This is a genomic window from Pseudomonas sp. B21-056 (assembly GCF_026016325.1).
Taxonomy (GTDB): Bacteria; Pseudomonadota; Gammaproteobacteria; order Pseudomonadales; family Pseudomonadaceae; genus Aquipseudomonas.
Window position 1 is genome coordinate 1787439 of the sequence record NZ_CP087203.1, and the last position, 16557, is coordinate 1803995.

At 59.5% G+C, this 16557-nt stretch carries 12 protein-coding genes; 8 read left to right on the forward strand and 4 right to left on the reverse strand.

From position 1 onward, the window contains the following. The first annotated feature begins 103 nt into the window (after positions 1-103). Complete coding sequence (locus LOY67_RS08010) at positions 104-1288, forward strand: thiolase family protein (RefSeq protein ID WP_265066692.1); 1185 nt, start codon at positions 104-106, stop codon at positions 1286-1288. A 160-nt stretch (positions 1289-1448) separates the two neighbouring features. Here the strand turns inward: LOY67_RS08010 and LOY67_RS08015 are convergent, their stop codons facing one another. After that, entirely contained in the window at positions 1449-1646 is a 198-nt protein-coding gene (locus LOY67_RS08015; RefSeq protein ID WP_258631903.1) for a DUF6316 family protein, read from the reverse strand. 202 nt (positions 1647-1848) lie between these two features. Between LOY67_RS08015 and LOY67_RS08020 the strand changes: the two genes are divergently transcribed. Next, on the forward strand, positions 1849-2811 hold the full coding sequence (locus LOY67_RS08020) for a DMT family transporter (protein ID WP_265066693.1): 963 nt from the start codon (positions 1849-1851) through the stop codon (positions 2809-2811). Positions 2812-2920: 109 nt separating this feature from the next. On the opposite strand, the gene LOY67_RS08025 is transcribed toward LOY67_RS08020, so the two are convergent. Continuing rightward, positions 2921-4315 carry a class II fumarate hydratase gene (locus LOY67_RS08025; RefSeq protein ID WP_265066694.1) on the reverse strand — a complete coding sequence of 465 codons (1395 nt, stop codon included), beginning with the start codon at positions 4313-4315 and terminating at the stop codon, positions 2921-2923. A gap of 193 nt (positions 4316-4508) precedes the next feature. Here LOY67_RS08025 and LOY67_RS08030 point away from each other — a divergent pair, with 193 nt between their 5' ends. From LOY67_RS08030 to LOY67_RS08050, 5 genes are all read left to right on the forward strand, one after another. After that, the gene (locus LOY67_RS08030; RefSeq protein ID WP_265066695.1) at positions 4509-5036 is read left to right on the forward strand and encodes a DUF2059 domain-containing protein; all 528 of its coding nucleotides are present in this window, start codon (positions 4509-4511) and stop codon (positions 5034-5036) included. Between the two features lie 12 nt (positions 5037-5048). Further along, positions 5049-5348 carry a BolA family protein gene (locus LOY67_RS08035; protein WP_041024552.1) on the forward strand — a complete coding sequence of 100 codons (300 nt, stop codon included), beginning with the start codon at positions 5049-5051 and terminating at the stop codon, positions 5346-5348. Positions 5349-5642: 294 nt separating this feature from the next. Beyond that, entirely contained in the window at positions 5643-6584 is a 942-nt protein-coding gene (locus LOY67_RS08040; protein WP_265066696.1) for a rhodanese-related sulfurtransferase, read from the forward strand. A gap of 36 nt (positions 6585-6620) precedes the next feature. Continuing rightward, on the forward strand, positions 6621-7223 hold the full coding sequence (locus tag LOY67_RS08045) for a DsbA family protein (RefSeq protein ID WP_265067719.1): 603 nt from the start codon (positions 6621-6623) through the stop codon (positions 7221-7223). Then, complete coding sequence (locus LOY67_RS08050) at positions 7216-9033, forward strand: ABC transporter ATP-binding protein (protein ID WP_265066697.1); 1818 nt, start codon at positions 7216-7218, stop codon at positions 9031-9033. Before LOY67_RS08045 ends, LOY67_RS08050 begins: the two co-directional genes overlap by 8 nt. A gap of 10 nt (positions 9034-9043) precedes the next feature. Here LOY67_RS08050 and LOY67_RS08055 read toward each other — a convergent pair whose 3' ends face one another. Beyond that, the gene (locus LOY67_RS08055) at positions 9044-12034 is read right to left on the reverse strand and encodes a deaminase domain-containing protein (protein WP_265066698.1); all 2991 of its coding nucleotides are present in this window, start codon (positions 12032-12034) and stop codon (positions 9044-9046) included. Further along, a complete protein-coding gene (locus LOY67_RS08060; protein WP_265066699.1) occupies positions 12031-13743 on the reverse strand; it encodes a hypothetical protein in 1713 nt (570 codons plus the stop codon). The genes LOY67_RS08055 and LOY67_RS08060 overlap by 4 nt, the downstream gene beginning before the upstream one ends. Positions 13744-14036: 293 nt before the next feature. Between LOY67_RS08060 and LOY67_RS08065 the strand changes: the two genes are divergently transcribed. Next, positions 14037-16496 carry an EAL domain-containing protein gene (locus LOY67_RS08065; protein WP_265066700.1) on the forward strand — a complete coding sequence of 820 codons (2460 nt, stop codon included), beginning with the start codon at positions 14037-14039 and terminating at the stop codon, positions 16494-16496. Positions 16497-16557: the final 61 nt, after the last annotated feature.

The window sequence follows — 16557 nt, forward strand, 5'->3', positions numbered from 1 at the left end:
GGCCATGAGGTCGCATATGCGGGGTGAATGATTGTCGCAGTCGGTTATGGGGTGGATTTATGCTCGATCCATTCTTGACCGCCTACAACAATGAGGAACAGCCATGCGTGAAGTAGTGATCGTCGACAGCGTACGGACCGGCCTGGCCAAGTCGTTTCGCGGCAAGTTCAACATGACTCGTCCGGACGACATGGCGGCCCATTGCGTCAATGCGCTGTTGACGCGCAATGACATCGACCCGGCCAGCGTTGAAGATTGCATCGTCGGTGCCGGCTCCAACGAGGGCGCCCAGGGCTATAACATCGGCCGTAACGTGGCGGTGCTCTCCCACCTGGGCATCGGCACCGGCGGCATGACCCTCAACCGTTTCTGTTCCTCGGGCCTGCAAGCCATCGCCATTGCCGCGAACCAGATCGCCTCCGGCTGCAGCGAGATCATCGTCGCCGGTGGCGTGGAGTCCATCAGCCTGACGATGAAAAGCGTCAACACCGACAACCTGATCAACCCGTTGCTCAAGGAACAGGTGCCGGGGATTTATTTCCCCATGGGCCAGACCGCCGAGATCGTCGCCCGCCGTTACCAGGTCAGCCGCGAAGCACAGGACCGCTACGCCTTGCAGAGCCAGCAACGTACTGCCCAGGCCCAGGCGGCCGGGCTGTTCCATGACGAAATCGTGCCGATGGCGGTCAAGTACAAGGTGGAGGATAAGAACACCGGTGCGGTGCAGATTCTTGACGGCGTGGTCGACCACGACGATTGCAATCGCCCGGACACCACTTACGAAAGCCTGGCCGGGCTGAAGCCGGTGTTCGCCGAAGACGGTTCGGTGACGGCGGGCAACTCGTCGCAGCTGTCCGACGGTGCCTCGATGACCCTGGTGATGAGCCTGGAAAAAGCCCTGGCGCTGGGGCTCAAGCCCAAGGCGTTTTTCCGCGGCTTCACCGTGGCTGGCTGCGCGCCGGACGAAATGGGTATTGGCCCAGTGTTCTCGGTGCCGAAACTGCTCAAGGCCAAGGGGCTGCGGATCGCCGACATCGACTTGTGGGAGCTCAACGAGGCGTTCGCGTCCCAGTGCCTGTACAGCCGTGATCGCCTGGAAATCGACAATGAAAGATACAACGTCAACGGCGGCTCGATCGCCATCGGCCATCCGTTCGGCATGACTGGCTCACGGCAGGTCGGGCATCTGGTGCGTGAGTTGCAACGGCGCAGTCTGCGTTACGGCATCGTGACCATGTGCGTGGGCGGCGGGATGGGGGCGACGGGGTTGTTCGAGGCGGTCAGATGACCTGAGGGCTTCTGTGGCGAGGGGATTTATCCCCGCTGGGCTGCGTAGCAGCCCCACCGCCGTTGACTCAAGCAATCTGATCCAACGAGTTGCCTGGTTTTGGGGGCGCTTCGCGCCCCAGCGGGGATAAATCCCCTCGCCACAGGTTTGCGGATCCTTGTCAGCTGGCAATCTCAAGCGCTTTCTGCATCCGCTCGATATACGCCGCTACCTCTTGTTCGGCTGCCTCACGATTGGCAAATGGACCTTCCTGGGTGCCTTCCCGGGTACTGAAATAGAATTCACCGTTTATCCGGCAGATCCGGTCACTGGGAAAGACCATCGCCGGGGCGAGGTCCTGGGCGCGTTTGCCAAGCATGGGGGGGCTCCAAGAGGTGTAGAAATCGGTTGAGTGAAGTTTATTCGTTGGCGCCAGCTGGCGCTTGGCCAGCCGATAGGCGGCAATGTGCCATCCCTCTTCCTGTGAACAAATCCTTGAACTGTTAGTGCCCAACTGTCCCTGTGTCGCCAAGCCATCTCCCACTAGAATAGTCGCTCTTTTCTTGAGCCTCGGGGATTGCATGCACATTTCGTCCGGTCGCTGGGTCTATGGCCTGTTCCTCGCCTTGTTGACCGCCCTGTTGTGGGGAATCCTGCCGATCAAGCTCAAGCAGGTGTTGCAGGTGATGGATCCGGTCACCGTGACCTGGTTTCGCTTGCTGGTGTCCGGCGGCTTGCTGTTCATTTATCTGGCGGCCACCCGACGCCTGCCCAGCCGCAAGGTGCTGGGTCCGCGTGGCGGCTGGTTGGTGGTGATGGCGGTGCTGGGGCTGGTGGGTAATTATGTGCTGTACCTGATGGGGCTGAATCGCTTGAGCCCCGGCACGGCGCAACTGGTGGTGCAGATGGGACCGATCCTGCTGCTGATCGCCAGCCTGTTTGTATTCAAGGAACGTTTCAGCCTGGGGCAGGGGATTGGCCTGCTGGTGCTGCTGGTCGGCTTCGCGCTGTTTTTCAACCAGCGCCTCGCCGAATTGCTGACCTCCCTGAGCGAATACACCGCCGGGGTCTTGATGGTGTTGCTGGCGTCGGCGGTCTGGACGTTCTACGCCCTGGGCCAGAAGCAATTGTTGACGGTATGGAATTCGTTGCAGGTGATGATGGTGATCTACCTGTTCTGCGCGTTGCTGCTCACGCCGTGGGTACATCCGCTGGAAGCGCTGCAGCTGGGCCCTCTGCAAGGCTGGCTATTGTTTGCCTGCTGCCTCAATACGCTGATTGCCTACGGCGCATTTGCCGAGGCCCTGGCGCACTGGGAGGCTTCACGGGTCAGCGCAACCCTGGCGATCACGCCGTTGGTGACCTTTGCCGCGGTGGCCGTGGCCGCCTGGTGGTGGCCCGATTATGTGCATGCCGAGCAGATCAATCTGTTGGGGTATGGCGGGGCGGTACTGGTGGTGTTGGGGTCGGCGCTGGTGGCGTTGGGGCCTTCGCTGATTGCCGGGCTGAGGGCCCGGCGGGAGCGGTTGGCGGTAGGGCGATAGATCACATGTGGGAGCGAGCTTGCTCGCGATAGCGGTCTGGCAGGCGATGGTGATGTTGAGCCGACCGGCCTCATCGCGAGCAAGCTCGCTCCCACAATGGAATTTCAATTCAGCCCTGGCTACCGGCCTCCAGCATATTCTCCGGCCGCACCCAGGCATCGAACTCCTCATCCGTCAGGTAGCCCAGTTGCAACGCTGCCTCGCGCAGGGTCAGTCCTTCGCTGTAGGCTTTCTTGGCGATCTCGGCGGATTTGTCGTAGCCGATGTGCGGGTTCAGCGCCGTCACCAGCATCAATCCACGTTCCAGGTGTGCCGCCATCTGCTCGCCATCGGGCTCGAGCCCGGCGATGCAGTGTTGCTGGAAGTTGCTGCAGCCGTCGGCCAGCAGGCGGATCGATTGCAGCAGGTTGTGGATGATCACCGGCTTGAACACGTTCAGTTGCAAATGGCCCTGGCTGGCGGCAAAACCGATGGTCACGTCGTTGCCCATGACCTGGCAGGCCAGCATCGACAAGGCTTCGCACTGGGTCGGGTTGACCTTGCCGGGCATGATGGAACTGCCCGGTTCGTTGGCCGGCAATTTCACTTCGGCGAAGCCGGCCCGAGGCCCGGAGCCCAGCAGGCGCAGGTCGTTGGCGATTTTCATCAGGGTCACGGCCAGGGTTTTCAGCGCGCCGGAAAGCGTGGTCAGGGGCTCGTGCCCGGCCAAGGCCGCGAACTTGTTCGGCGCGGTGACGAACGGCAAGCCGGACAGCGCCGCCAGTTCAGCGGCAATCGCTTCGCCGAAACCGTGGGGCGAATTGAGCCCGGTGCCTACCGCCGTGCCGCCCTGGGCCAGTTCGCAGACCGCCGGCAGCGCGGCACGGATTGCCCGTTCGGCATAGTCGAGCTGAGCAATGAAGGCCGACAGTTCCTGGCCGAAGGTGATCGGCGTGGCATCCATCATGTGGGTGCGGCCGGTCTTGACCAGTTTCATGTGGCGGGCCGCCAGTTCTGCCAGCCCACCGGATAATTCGCCGATGGCCGGCAATAATTGCTGATGAACGGCCTGGGCGGCAGCGATGTGCATGGCCGTGGGGAAGCAGTCGTTGGAGCTCTGGGAGCGGTTGACGTGATCGTTGGGATGCACCGGGGTCTTGCCGCCACGGGGGTTGCCCGCCAGTTCGTTGGCGCGCCCGGCGATCACCTCGTTGGCGTTCATGTTGCTCTGGGTGCCGCTGCCGGTCTGCCAGACGACCAGCGGGAATTGATCGTCGTGCTGGCCGGCCAGTACTTCATCGGCGGCCTGTTCGATCAGCCGGGCGATGTCGGCGGGCAAGTCGCCGTTGCGGTCGTTGACCCGCGCGGCGGCTTTCTTGATCAGCGCCAGGGCGTGCAGCACCGACAGCGGCATGCGTTCGTTACCGATGGCGAAGTTGATCATGGAACGCTGTGTCTGGGCGCCCCAATAGGCGTCCTCCGGGACTTCAACCTGGCCAAGGCTGTCGGTTTCGATACGGCTCATTGGGTCAAACTCCTGATAGGTCTGAATGCGCAGTTTAGGCCCTGTCGGGCGGCACCGGTTCCGTCAATCTAGGGGCGGTCGGTTCGGTCCGTCAATCGGAGCCGGCAAGCGTCGGGGTTGAGGCCCGGCGTTTTTTAGGCGCAGAATGGTCGCCCTTGGGGTTTTACCTCGCCAGTTAGATTAAGGAAACTCGATGACCCGTCTTCGCGCCATCTGTACCGCAGTTGCTCTGGTGTGTGCCAGCGGCCCTGTTCTCGCCGATACCGCCAGCCACAACGCCAGTGCCGAAGCGTTCCTGACCCTGGCGCACGCTGACAAACTCGGCACCCCGGTGTACATGCAAGTGCAGCAGATGTTTGCCCAGCGCTTCGAACAGACCAAGGCCCCCGAGTCGAAAAAAGCCACCCTGGAAACCTACCAGGCCAAGGCCAACGCCGCGCTGGACCAGGCCATCGGCTGGAACAAGCTCAAGCCGGACATGGTCAAGCTCTACACCACCAACTTCAGCGAGTCGGAGCTCAAGGACCTGGTCGCCTTCTACCAGTCGCCGCTGGGCAAGAAAGTCTTGGAAAAAATGCCCCAGCTGACCCAGCAGTCGGCCCAACTGACCCAGGCCAAGCTTGAAAGCGCGGTGCCGGTGGTCAACAAGCTGCTAGCAGACATGACCGCCGAGCTTGAGCCGAAAGCGGCTGCGCCTGCCCCAGCCAAGAAAAAGCCGTAAGCGGAGCCCGGTATGAGCATGCAACAACGCATCGAATCGACACTCGGCCTCCTGCAGCCCGAGCACTTGCAAGTGCTGGATGAAAGCCACATGCACAGCCGTGGGCTACAGACCCATTTCAAGGCGGTGGTGGTGAGCCGGCAGTTCGAGGGGCTCAATCGGGTCAAGCGCCATCAGAAGGTCTACGGCACCCTGGGCGAGCTGATGGGCGAATTCCATGCGTTGGCGCTGCACACCTACACCCCTGAAGAATGGGCACAGATCGACGCTGCCCCGGCTTCGCCAACCTGTGCCGGTGGTAGCAAGCACTGATTGACGGGAGTCGTGTGCTTTTGTGGCGAGGGGATTCATCCCCGCTGGGTTGCGAAGCGACCCTAAAAACCAGGCAACCGAATGTGTCAGACTGATCGAGTCCATTGGAATGGGGTCGCTTCGCAACCCAGCGGGGATAAATCCCCTCGCCACAGGGATTTGCGTAAAGCCTCGGTTTCGTAGTCCTGCAACCCATAAGTTTTTTGCTAGAATCCGCAACGCGCCGCTGACCCGGCGCGTTTTTTTTCGCATCCGGTTCACCCCTTACGAGGGTAGCCACCTGGAGAAATACCCATGACACAAGCCATTGTCGTGGCGGCACTGTATAAGTTCGTCACCCTGCAGGATTACGTCGAGCTGCGTGAGCCCTTGCTCAATGCGATGCTCGACAACGGCATCAAGGGCACCCTGCTGATCGCCGAAGAAGGCATCAACGGCACGGTTTCCGGCACCCGCGAAGGGATCGACGGTTTGCTGGCCTGGCTCAGGAACGACCCGCGCATGATCGACATCGATCACAAGGAATCGTACTGCGACGAGCAGCCGTTCTATCGCACCAAGGTCAAGCTCAAGAAAGAAATCGTCACCCTCGGCGTCGAGGGCGTGGACCCGAACAAGCAGGTCGGCACCTATGTCGAACCCCAGGACTGGAACGCGCTGATCAGTGATCCGCAAGTGCTGCTGATCGACACCCGTAACGATTACGAAGTGTCCATCGGCACCTTTGAGGGCGCCATCGACCCCAAGACCACCAGCTTTCGCGAGTTTCCCGACTACATCAAGGCCAACTTCGACCCGTCCAGGCACAAGAAAGTCGCGATGTTCTGCACCGGTGGCATCCGTTGTGAGAAAGCCTCCAGCTACATGCTCAGCCAGGGTTTCGACGAAGTCTTCCACCTCAAGGGCGGCATCCTGAAATACCTCGAAGAGGTGCCCCAGGAAGAAACCAAGTGGCGCGGCGACTGCTTCGTGTTCGATAACCGCGTGACCGTTCGCCACGATCTCAGCGAAGGCGACTACGATCAATGTCATGCCTGCCGTACACCGGTGAGCCTGGAAGATCGCGCTTCGGAGCACTACGTGCCTGGCATCAGTTGTCCGCATTGCTGGGACAAACTGAGCGAGAAGACCCGTCGCAGCGCCATCGACCGGCAAAAGCAGATCGAATTGGCCAAGGCTCGCAACATGCCGCATCCAATCGGCTACAACTACAAGCAAACATCCTCCGAGGCTTGAACCATGCCGCCACGCCTGCTGTATGTCATGGACCCGATGTGTTCCTGGTGCTGGGGCTTCGCTCCGGTGGCCGAAGCATTGGTCGAGCAGGCGCAGGCCCAGGGCGTGGAACTGCACCTGGTGGTGGGCGGTTTGCGCACGGGCAGCGGTTCGGCCCTGGAGCCCACCACCCGGCGTTACATCCTTGAGCACTGGCAGGCGGTCACCCAGGCCACCGACCAGCCGTTCAGGCTGGAAGGCGCGTTGCCGGACGGTTTCGTCTATGACACCGAGCCGGCCTGCCGCGCCTTGGTGACGGCTCGTAGCCTGGCGCCGGATTTGGCCTGGAAGCTGCTGAAGCTGATCCAGCAGGCTTTTTACGTGCAAGGCCGCGACGTGACCCATGCCAGCGTCCTGGTGGAACTGGCCGAACAGGCCGGGCTGCCACGCATCGAGTTTGCCGCGGCGTTCGACAGCGCCGAACAACAGGCGGCCACTGCCGCGGATTTCACCTGGGTGCAGGACCTCGGTATTGCCGGCTTCCCCACGTTGCTGGCCGAGCGCGACGGCCAACTGGCTCTGCTCACCAACGGTTACCAGCCCCTCAGCCAGCTGTCTCCATTGCTTGGCCGCTGGTTGGAGCGTGCGGCCTGTGCCTGACCTGCCGGATGGCGCCTCGGAGCCACAGCGCGTCGACCGATTGAGCTGGGCGGAAATCCGGCGCCTGGCCCTCAAACACAAGAAAGCCCTGTGGATTGCCAACGGTGTGGCCGTGCTGGCGACGCTGTGCAGCGTGCCGATCCCGTTGCTGTTGCCGTTGTTGGTGGACGAAGTACTGCTGGGGCGTGGCGACGCCGCCTTGAAGGTGATGAACCACGCCTTGCCGACGGGTTGGCAAACTGCGGCCGGCTACATCGGATTGATGCTGCTGGCGACTCTGGCGCTGCGCTGTGGCGCGTTGCTGTTCAACGTGTTGCAGGCACGCTTGTTCGCCAGGCTTGCCAAGGACATCGTCTATCGCATCCGTATCCGCCTGATCGAGCGCCTCAAGCGTATTTCCCTGGGTGAGTACGAAAGCCTGGGCAGCGGCACCGTGGCCGCTCACCTGGTCATCGACCTGGACACCCTCGATAAATTCGTCGGCGAAACCCTCAGCCGTTTCCTGGTGGCGATGCTGACGCTGGTGGGCACCGCCGGCATCCTGATGTGGATGCACTGGAAACTGGCGCTGCTGATCCTGTTGTTCAATCCGCTGGTGATCTATGCCACGGTGCAGTTGGGCAAGCGGGTCAAGCACCTCAAGAAGCTGGAGAACGACAGCACCTCGCGCTTCACCCAGGCCTTGACCGAAACCCTGGACGCGATCCAGGAGGTGCGCGCCGGTAACCGCCAGGGTTTTTTCCTCGGGCGCCTGGGCCAGCGCGCCCGGGAGGTGCGCGATTATGCGGTCAATTCCCAGTGGAAAAGCGATGCGTCGGGCCGCGCCAGTGGCTTGCTGTTCCAGTTCGGCATCGACATTTTCCGTGCGGCGGCGATGCTCACCGTGCTGTTTTCCGACCTGTCCATCGGCCAGATGCTGGCGGTGTTCAGCTACCTCTGGTTCATGATCGGTCCGGTGGAACAGCTATTGAACCTGCAATATGCCTATTACGCGGCCGGCGGGGCCCTGAGTCGGATCAACGAACTCCTGGCCCGGGCCGACGAGCCGCAGTACAACGGCGGTGTCGACCCGTTCAAGGGCCGCGATACCGTGGGCATCGACATCCAGGGTTTGAGCTTCGGTTATGGCGAGGAGCTGGTGCTCGACCAGTTGAACCTGTCCATCTCGCCCGGCGAAAAGGTCGCCATCGTTGGCGCCAGCGGTGGCGGCAAGAGCACCTTGGTGCAGCTGTTGTTGGGCCTGTATACGCCACAGTCGGGCAGCATCCGGTTTGGCGGCGCCACGCAGCAGGAGATCGGCCTGGAAACCATCCGGGAAAATGTCGCGGTGGTGTTGCAGCATCCTGCCTTGTTCAATGACACGGTACGGGCCAATCTCTCCATGGGCCGCGACTGTAGTGACGAGGCCTGCTGGCGGGCGCTGGAAATTGCGCAGTTGCACAGTACGATCCGGGAATTGCCCAATGGGCTGGACAGCATCGTCGGGCGTTCCGGTGTGCGCCTGTCCGGGGGGCAGCGTCAGCGCCTGGCAATTGCGCGCATGGTGCTGGCCGATCCCAAGGTGGTGATTCTTGACGAGGCGACGTCCGCCCTGGACGCCGCCACCGAATACAACCTGCACCAAGCGCTGACCCGGTTCCTGAGCAACCGTACCACCTTGATCATTGCTCACCGGTTGTCGGCCGTAAAACAGGCCGATCGGGTGCTGGTGTTCGACGGCGGCCGGATCGCCGAGGACGGCGACCACCAGCAGTTGATGGCTGATGGCGGCCTCTACGCCAGACTCTACGGTCACCTGCAACAGCACTGACAGCCTGGGTTCAATCCGAATCGGTTGACGTACTTATCTCAGCGGCCGGACGCTTTCGTCGCTGTCCCCAGAGGACGTTCAGCGCATCGGCGCCGCGCTCATGGCCAAACTCCTTCATGACAATCGAGCAGGATTCACAAGGCGGCAAGGTAGTAGCCACGGTGATTGACTTGATGTCTTTGGGATCTGGATATTTTTCACTGAGGTAGCCAATCAACTTGCTTTCACTGTCCCCGGAAGTGATCCGACTCAACCTGTCCAAGCTGCCAGGAGTATCCATGAGGTGGGGGATTGCCAGCAGCTTGCCGTCGGGGCTCAGGCTAAGGGCGGCCGGGTCGATGGGGTTTCTGAGCCCGTCGACATTAAAGTAAGTGACATCACCCACTGAAATCTCGGTCAGTCCGCTATTGGACTTGAACAGTGGCAGATGCCGGGTGTAGTCCTCGATGCCGGAGACACTGACGTAAATTTCCTTGTGCCCCGACGTGGTGGTGACGCTGGCGAACGCAATGTTCTTCTGATTCTGGGTTGGGAGGATTTTTTGCAACTCCAGCATGGCGTCATGGATGGTGACTGCTCGAGCGGTCGATCGCGAGGAAGCGCCGCCGGACGGAGTTGTAAAAAGCGCATTGAAAATGTCCGCTGTTGACGTTTGCAGTGCTTCGGGCGCCTGCCTGGAGGGCTTCCATACGGCGGCGCCGTTAGGCAAGTCAGAGACAATCATTCGAGTTCTGCGATCAAACAGCACTGCTTCGGCGGGGTAGGTATTGACCTTCACCCACTTCATGTTTGAAGGCGGGTGGTCCGGTGCGCCGATGGGGATTGAAATTTCATCGATCTTGTCCAGCGCCAGTTCGACCTGCTCTCTTCCGTAAATCCTCGCGGCGTTGTTTGCATTCAGTGAGCCGATGTACACCCGATGCAGTTCCTCACCCACAGAGCCTGGCACCAGGTCGTCGGGGCCCAGCTTCTTCAGCGTGAGCGGGGACTCGATGCTGTCTGTGGACGACAACTTCGTCATGTAGTAGTCGTCGAAATTCAATCGCGTGAAAACGTACGTATGTTTTTCATCGATAGAGCGGATGATAAGCGCGCCCGTCTCGTGTATATCGTCGATTTTTTCTGCTGTGCCGGTGACTTTGATTCCCCCATACAGACCGGTCTGGAATTCCACTGTCGCGGAGATCGTTTCCCTGGGGACGGGGATTTTGCTCTTCAGGCCAATCCATTCGGGTCGACCTTTGTAGGTGTTGAGCTTACCGTCCTTGAGTTCATAGATTTTTCCCTCAAACGCCAGCAGGGCACGCTCGTCGGCAGTTTTCGGCACGGAAGGATAGAGCGTCGTATCGCCAAACCAGGGGGCCCAGCTCAGTTCGGTTTCGAACTCCCCGGCAGGCGGTCGTTTGGCCGGCTTGCCCGGCAATACATATTGAGTCTTGCACACCTCACCGGGTGCGCGGCGTACCCGGCATGGGAGTTTCTTGAGTTTTTCACTGGCATCCAGGTGGCTGGCGCGGCGCAGGACTCCCTCGTTCAACCGGTAAGGAACATCATCCAGGTAAAAAGTGCGGGTGCCATCGATTTCAAGCCGTTCACGCACGCGCGTTGTTTCAGATACTTCGACGATGACATCGGTGTCGGTCCTGGCCAGCGGGTTGTAGTAGGAGCGTCCTAACGACAGTTCGACCGAGTCGTCGGTCAATGATGGGCCGTAAGGTCTGGACGAAAGCGGGTCAATCAAGCGGTAGTCGGCCTTATCCGAGGAGCCGATATTGCGTACCGGAACATCATCAACCCCCCGTACTGCACCGAGCTGGTCATTTGGCAGCAAAGGTCGCCATCGCCCCGGATCAGTGACTTGGCTCATGCCCTTTACAAAGTCATAGTGTCCCGCTCTGCCGGTCAAGGTCTTGAGATTCAGATAACCGATCTTACCGAGCCGGTACGCGCTTTGGCTACCAGCACGTAACAAGCCTGGAATGCCATCGAGGGGGTTCAGGGTGGCATTGAGCAAGGCGCCCGTGAGTTTCGCGAAGGCGGGAAGTGTTTCGCGGATGGTCCATTTGCCTACTGTCTTGACCAGCTTCAGTGAGCCTGAGGCAAACTTTCCGATGGGAAGGACGAAGGAGGCGAAATCAATGAACAGACCAAACGCACCCCTGGCCAGTCGCTCACGACTTCCTGAACTCAGGTCTTCGATGCTGCTCCAGAAAGGCACAACCATCTTCGTCACTTCGAGGACTTTTTTGCGTCTGGCTTCTTCACGATCGAATTCAGTCTCCCCATAGCAGCTGTCGTGCAGTGCTTTCTCATCCAGGAACAGCAGATGCTGGGCGATATGCCGGGTGATTTTTTGGGTGGTCTTCGATTCCAATGTGTACGGCAGGGCTTTGATGTCGCTCCTATCAACCGGCTCAAGTGTGTCGCCTAATTGGTCCATGATGGCGAGGCATTCTGCGTCAGCGCGGGGAGCGGTTCCTTTCTCATGGGCATCCCAGTCGAAAGGGAGGTTTTTATGACCTGCCACGGTCACGGTCACGGACGAACCGTGACTGATTCTCCACCTCTCTGTCTTTGGTTCTCCGCCAATATGCTGGGGGGTGATATCTGTTCGGCATCGAATGATTCCCGCCTTGGGCAGGAGTTCAAAGTAGGAGGTTTCATTGTCCCGGGTCGCTGCCAGGATGAAACCATTACGCGCCCGCAGGGGGAGCGTGTTGTCTTGCGTTTCGTTCGCCGCCTCAATGCCCGTAGTTGCCTTTCTTAACGTATAGACCTTGACCGACCCATATTCCAAGGGGTGGCGACCAGCCAAGGGGAGGGACGCGAGTAGATGAGTGATCAGCGTTCTATAGGCGCTCCTGATCCAATTGATGTGGATCTTGAAGTGAGTCGTAAACGTTTGCTCGATATCTGGCAATGTTCTGCGCTCAAGAGGGATTGCAGATAACTCCGGCCACGACAGATTCGTCTGTACGGTTCGATTACTGTCGATTTTCAACCAGAGATCGGTTGGAGATTTCCCATCCGGGCCAGTAAAAAACCATTTTTTTCATAGAGCTGCCCGGAGGCATAGACATCCACGAACGAATAGGCGTCAGGTGCACGTTTGCCAATAGGGGCCATGAGGCGTAACTGTGTACCGATGTAAGCGGCATCTGCTTCCTTGAGTAGCTTCATACCGTCCGACACGAAACGGCCTTCACCAAAAAGTCGGGCCATTCTGAGTTTGGCAATGTTCAGTCTTTCGGGCGGGGGACTATCGAGCCAGCGGATAGCGCTGTTCAGGCTGTCGATTTCAGCGTCGAGCTTCTGCGCGGCGTCCTGCATGTCTTGCGTCGTATAGTTGGCGTCGGCTTTGTAGGCAAGCACGCCATTTGTCACCGCCCATTCCTGCATCGGTTTCAATCGGGTCAGCGTGATCAGCTTCAAATCTTCAGCCGTTGCTTCTGCGGCCTGCCTGATAGGGAGATCGACCAATTGTTGAAAATTCAGTCGTTGCAGCAACAGCGGATCAATGGCCTTGGCGAGATGAACCCCGTGGACAAAATTCACCCAGACGGTGGAGCTTCGGTAGGGCAGTTGCGGCGGTATATCGCGAACCTGGAACTCTGCCGGGAACAACGGTTGGAAAAGGCCTGCAATCAGAACGGATTCATTCGCGGACGCGGCGCGTTTTGACGTGACCAGGTGGGCTTCGAACGCGGTCAGGATCTGCTGGTAGCTTTTCCCCCAATTGGACGACTTTTGCCAGCGGTAGCCGGCTATGCCGTCCGGGTTTTCGGTTCCTGTCGAGGTGATCCACAGGCGAAGGGTCTTGATCAGCAACTGGTAGCGTATTCCCGGAGCGGTTTCTTCGCCGGCCTGGCCGCCGTACCAACCCAGGGCTTGCAGCAGTTTGTTTGCCAACGCCTGGGCTTTTGCAGATCGCAGGATCGTTTCGAGGTACATCGACGGTTTCGCGCGGACTTTTGTCGCTGACAGGTTGCCGATATCGACGGGGTCGAGGTAGGCCAGCAAGGACGTCTGCGATGGGGGCAGGAATTGGCGCACCGTGCCAATGATCTGACTGTCGACCAGGGCCTGCGCGGCCGTTGGCTCTTGGCTCGGCTCGTCGAGATTTATGCCATGCCACAGTCCCAGCGAATGGCGAGCACGTTGTTCCTCCAACGCATCGATCGTGGCTTCGCGTTGTGCGGCGTCTTGCGGATCCCAAGGGGCGATCCCATAGAATCGGGTCATTCCGATCAGTGAGAACTGGCCGTCGAAGCGGATCTTTCCACCCAGTCTCAGGACGGATTTCTCAATGTCTGCCAATAACTCACGCCAGCCAGGATTCTTGTCGAGTTCAAGCTGGACAATGTCTGGGCCGTTCTTCTGGCGTGTCGAGTAAAAGACTTTGCCCTCTTTCAGCGTGACCGTCAGTGTGTCGTATAACGCATTCAGCGTGCCGCACAGTGCTTGATAAGCCTTGTTTTCCATCAGCGCCCGTAATGCACGCTGCCCGATCTCATTTTCCAGGGCCATGGGAGCGTAAGGTCTGGGTTTGACCAGCCTGTCGACGAACTTGTCCGAGGGTGTTTCGTTGTTTCGAATCAACGCCAGCAGTACATCGTATTCATCGAGAAGACCCTGATGCGCTTGGGTATGGGAAGGCCGTGGGGCCTGTGAAGGATGAGCTGAAAGGTCAAGAGTGGATAAAGACGGCATGGTGAGGTTCTCTGGTAATTGAGGAACGTGCTCTATCCGCTTCAAAAAGTGCGCGGAAGACGATCCGTATCCAATCACTCCAGGGAAAGTCGGGGGCGGTAGATATGTATGGCATTCAGGAGAGTTGTAGCTTTTCTGGCAATTGTCGTGGCTTGTCGTCGGTGAAGCTTCAGGTGGGGCGGGTAAGGGGAGCGTTAAATAGTGGCCTACCTCTTGCGAGGAATTGCTGCTGCTCCTAGTCTTGCTGGAATGATCGGTCTGAAGGCTGGTCGACGAGCCTATACAGGGACCTCATGAATCAAACGCGGACTCTCGGAACCCCCCGGTTGTTGGGCATCGTGTGGCCTTTTATCGCCGTCGTCCTGTTTCAGGCATTGTTGGGAGGCGTCAGCCTTTACGTACTGTCGGCGGTTCGCGGTTATGTCGCGGGAGAAAGCCTCTGGTCCAAGGGGCAGAAGGACGCCATTTATTACCTCAATCTCTACACCGACAGCCGCGATGAGGCCATTTTCCGCAAATACCAGCAAGCCATTGCCGTGCCCGAGGGCGGTCATGATCTGCGGGTAGCGCTGGATCGCCAGCCGCCTGACCTGGAGGCGGCACGGGCCGGCATCCTCCAAGGGGGAAACCATCCGGACGACGTGTCCAGCCTGATCTGGCTCTACCTGAATTTCCGTCACTTCAGTTACCTGGAAGAAGCCATCGATCTCTGGACGGTGGGCGACGGTTATCTGATCGAACTGGATAACGTCGCCCGACAGATGCACGACAGTATTTCCGAAGGGACGGCCTCAGAGACTGATATTCGCAGCTGGAAGGCGCGGATCTTTGCCATCAACGACTCCGTCACCCCGGCGGCCAAGGCTTTCAGCGACGCGCTGGGTGAGGGCTCGCGGTTTATCCTGCGGCTGTTGCTGGTGACCAATTTCGCCACTGCGCTGGGGCTGATCGTCCTGGCCTTGTTGCGTACCCACAAACTGCTGGCCCAGCGGCAGGTGTTCGCCAATGCCCTGCAACTGGAGAAGGAGCGGGCGCAGATCACCTTGCAGTCCATCGGCGACGGGGTCATCACCACCGACGTCGAAGGCGCCATTGCCTATATGAATCCGGCTGCGGAGGCGATGACCCACTGGAAGGCCGAGCATGCCATCGGACTGCCCCTGGCCGCGCTGTTCAATCTGCTTGACGACAATGCCCAGACCGAAGGCCTGACGTTGATCGAACACATCCTCAGCGGCCGACTCGGTGGCGGCAGTGAACATTCCAAGCTGATCCAGCGCCTGGACGGCAGCACGGTGTCGGTGACCCTGGTGGGCGCGCCGATCCGCCACGCCGGCAAGGTCAGCGGTGCCGTACTGGTACTGCATGACATGACCCAGGAGCGCCAGTACATTGCCAACCTGTCATGGCAGGCCACCCATGATGCGCTGACCGGCCTGGCGAACCGCCGGGAGTTCGAATACCGGCTCGAGCAGGCCTTGCATAACCTGACGCGCCAGGCCGGACGCCATGCCCTGATGTTCCTCGACCTGGACCAGTTCAAGCTGGTCAACGATACCTGCGGCCACGCGGCGGGTGATGAGCTGTTGCGGCATATCTGCGCGTTGCTGCAATCGGGCCTGCGGGAGAACGACACCCTGGCCCGATTGGGTGGGGATGAGTTCGGTATCTTGTTGGAGAACTGTTCGCCGGAGGCGGCGGAGAAGATCGCCGAAGGGCTGCGCCAGACCGTGCAGAACCTGCACTTTGTCTGGAAGGGCCGGCCGTTCGTGACCACCGTGAGCATCGGTTTGGTGCACATCGCCCAGAATCCGACGACCCTGGAGGCATCCCTGCGCGCCGCCGACATGGCCTGCTACATGGCCAAGGAGAAAGGTCGCAACCGGGTCCAGGTCTATCATGCCGACGATTCGGAGTTATCCCTGCGTTTCGGCGAAATGGCCTGGGTTCAGCGCTTGCACATGGCCCTGGAGGAAAACCGCTTCTGCCTCTATGCCCAGGAAATTGCCGCCCTGGGGCCGGGTGACCATGGGGGTGGGCACATTGAAATCCTGTTGCGCCTGCATGATGAAGCCGGGCGGATGATCCTGCCGGACAGTTTCATTCCTGCGGCGGAGCGCTATGGCCTGATGACGTCGCTGGACCGCTGGGTGGTGGAGAATGTCTTCAAGATCATCCGCCAGTGCCTGAACGAGTCGCGACAGGGCCCGCTGGCCATGTGTGCGATCAATCTGTCAGGCACGACTATCGGAGACCAGGCATTCCTCGACTTCCTGCGTAAACAGTTCGCGGCGTATTCGATTCCGCCGGAAATGATTTGTTTTGAAATTACAGAAACCAGCGCTATTTCGAATCTGGGCAGCGCCATTCGCTTTATCAATGAACTCAAGAGCTTGGGTTGTTATTTCTCGCTGGATGACTTTTGCGCCGGAATGTCTTCATTCGCTTACCTGAAACATTTACCTGTAGACTTCCTGAAGATCGACGGGAGTTTCGTAAAGGATATGCTGGACGACCCGATTAACCGTGCAATGGTCGAAGTGATCAACCACATCGGCCACGTCATGGGTAAGCGCACCATTGCCGAGTTTGTGGAAACTGCCCAGATCGAGCAGGCATTGCTGGAGATTGGAGTGGATTACGCTCAGGGGTATGTCATCGAGCGCCCGCAATTGTTTACCTGTGACACGTTGCAATGCAGGCCGGCCCGGCCCCAGCCGTTGTTATTCAAGGCCCCCGGCACGTTCCGCTGAACCTCTTGTTGATCCGAAAAAAATCACAATCAAAAGGAGCCCGACAGTGATCGACACATTC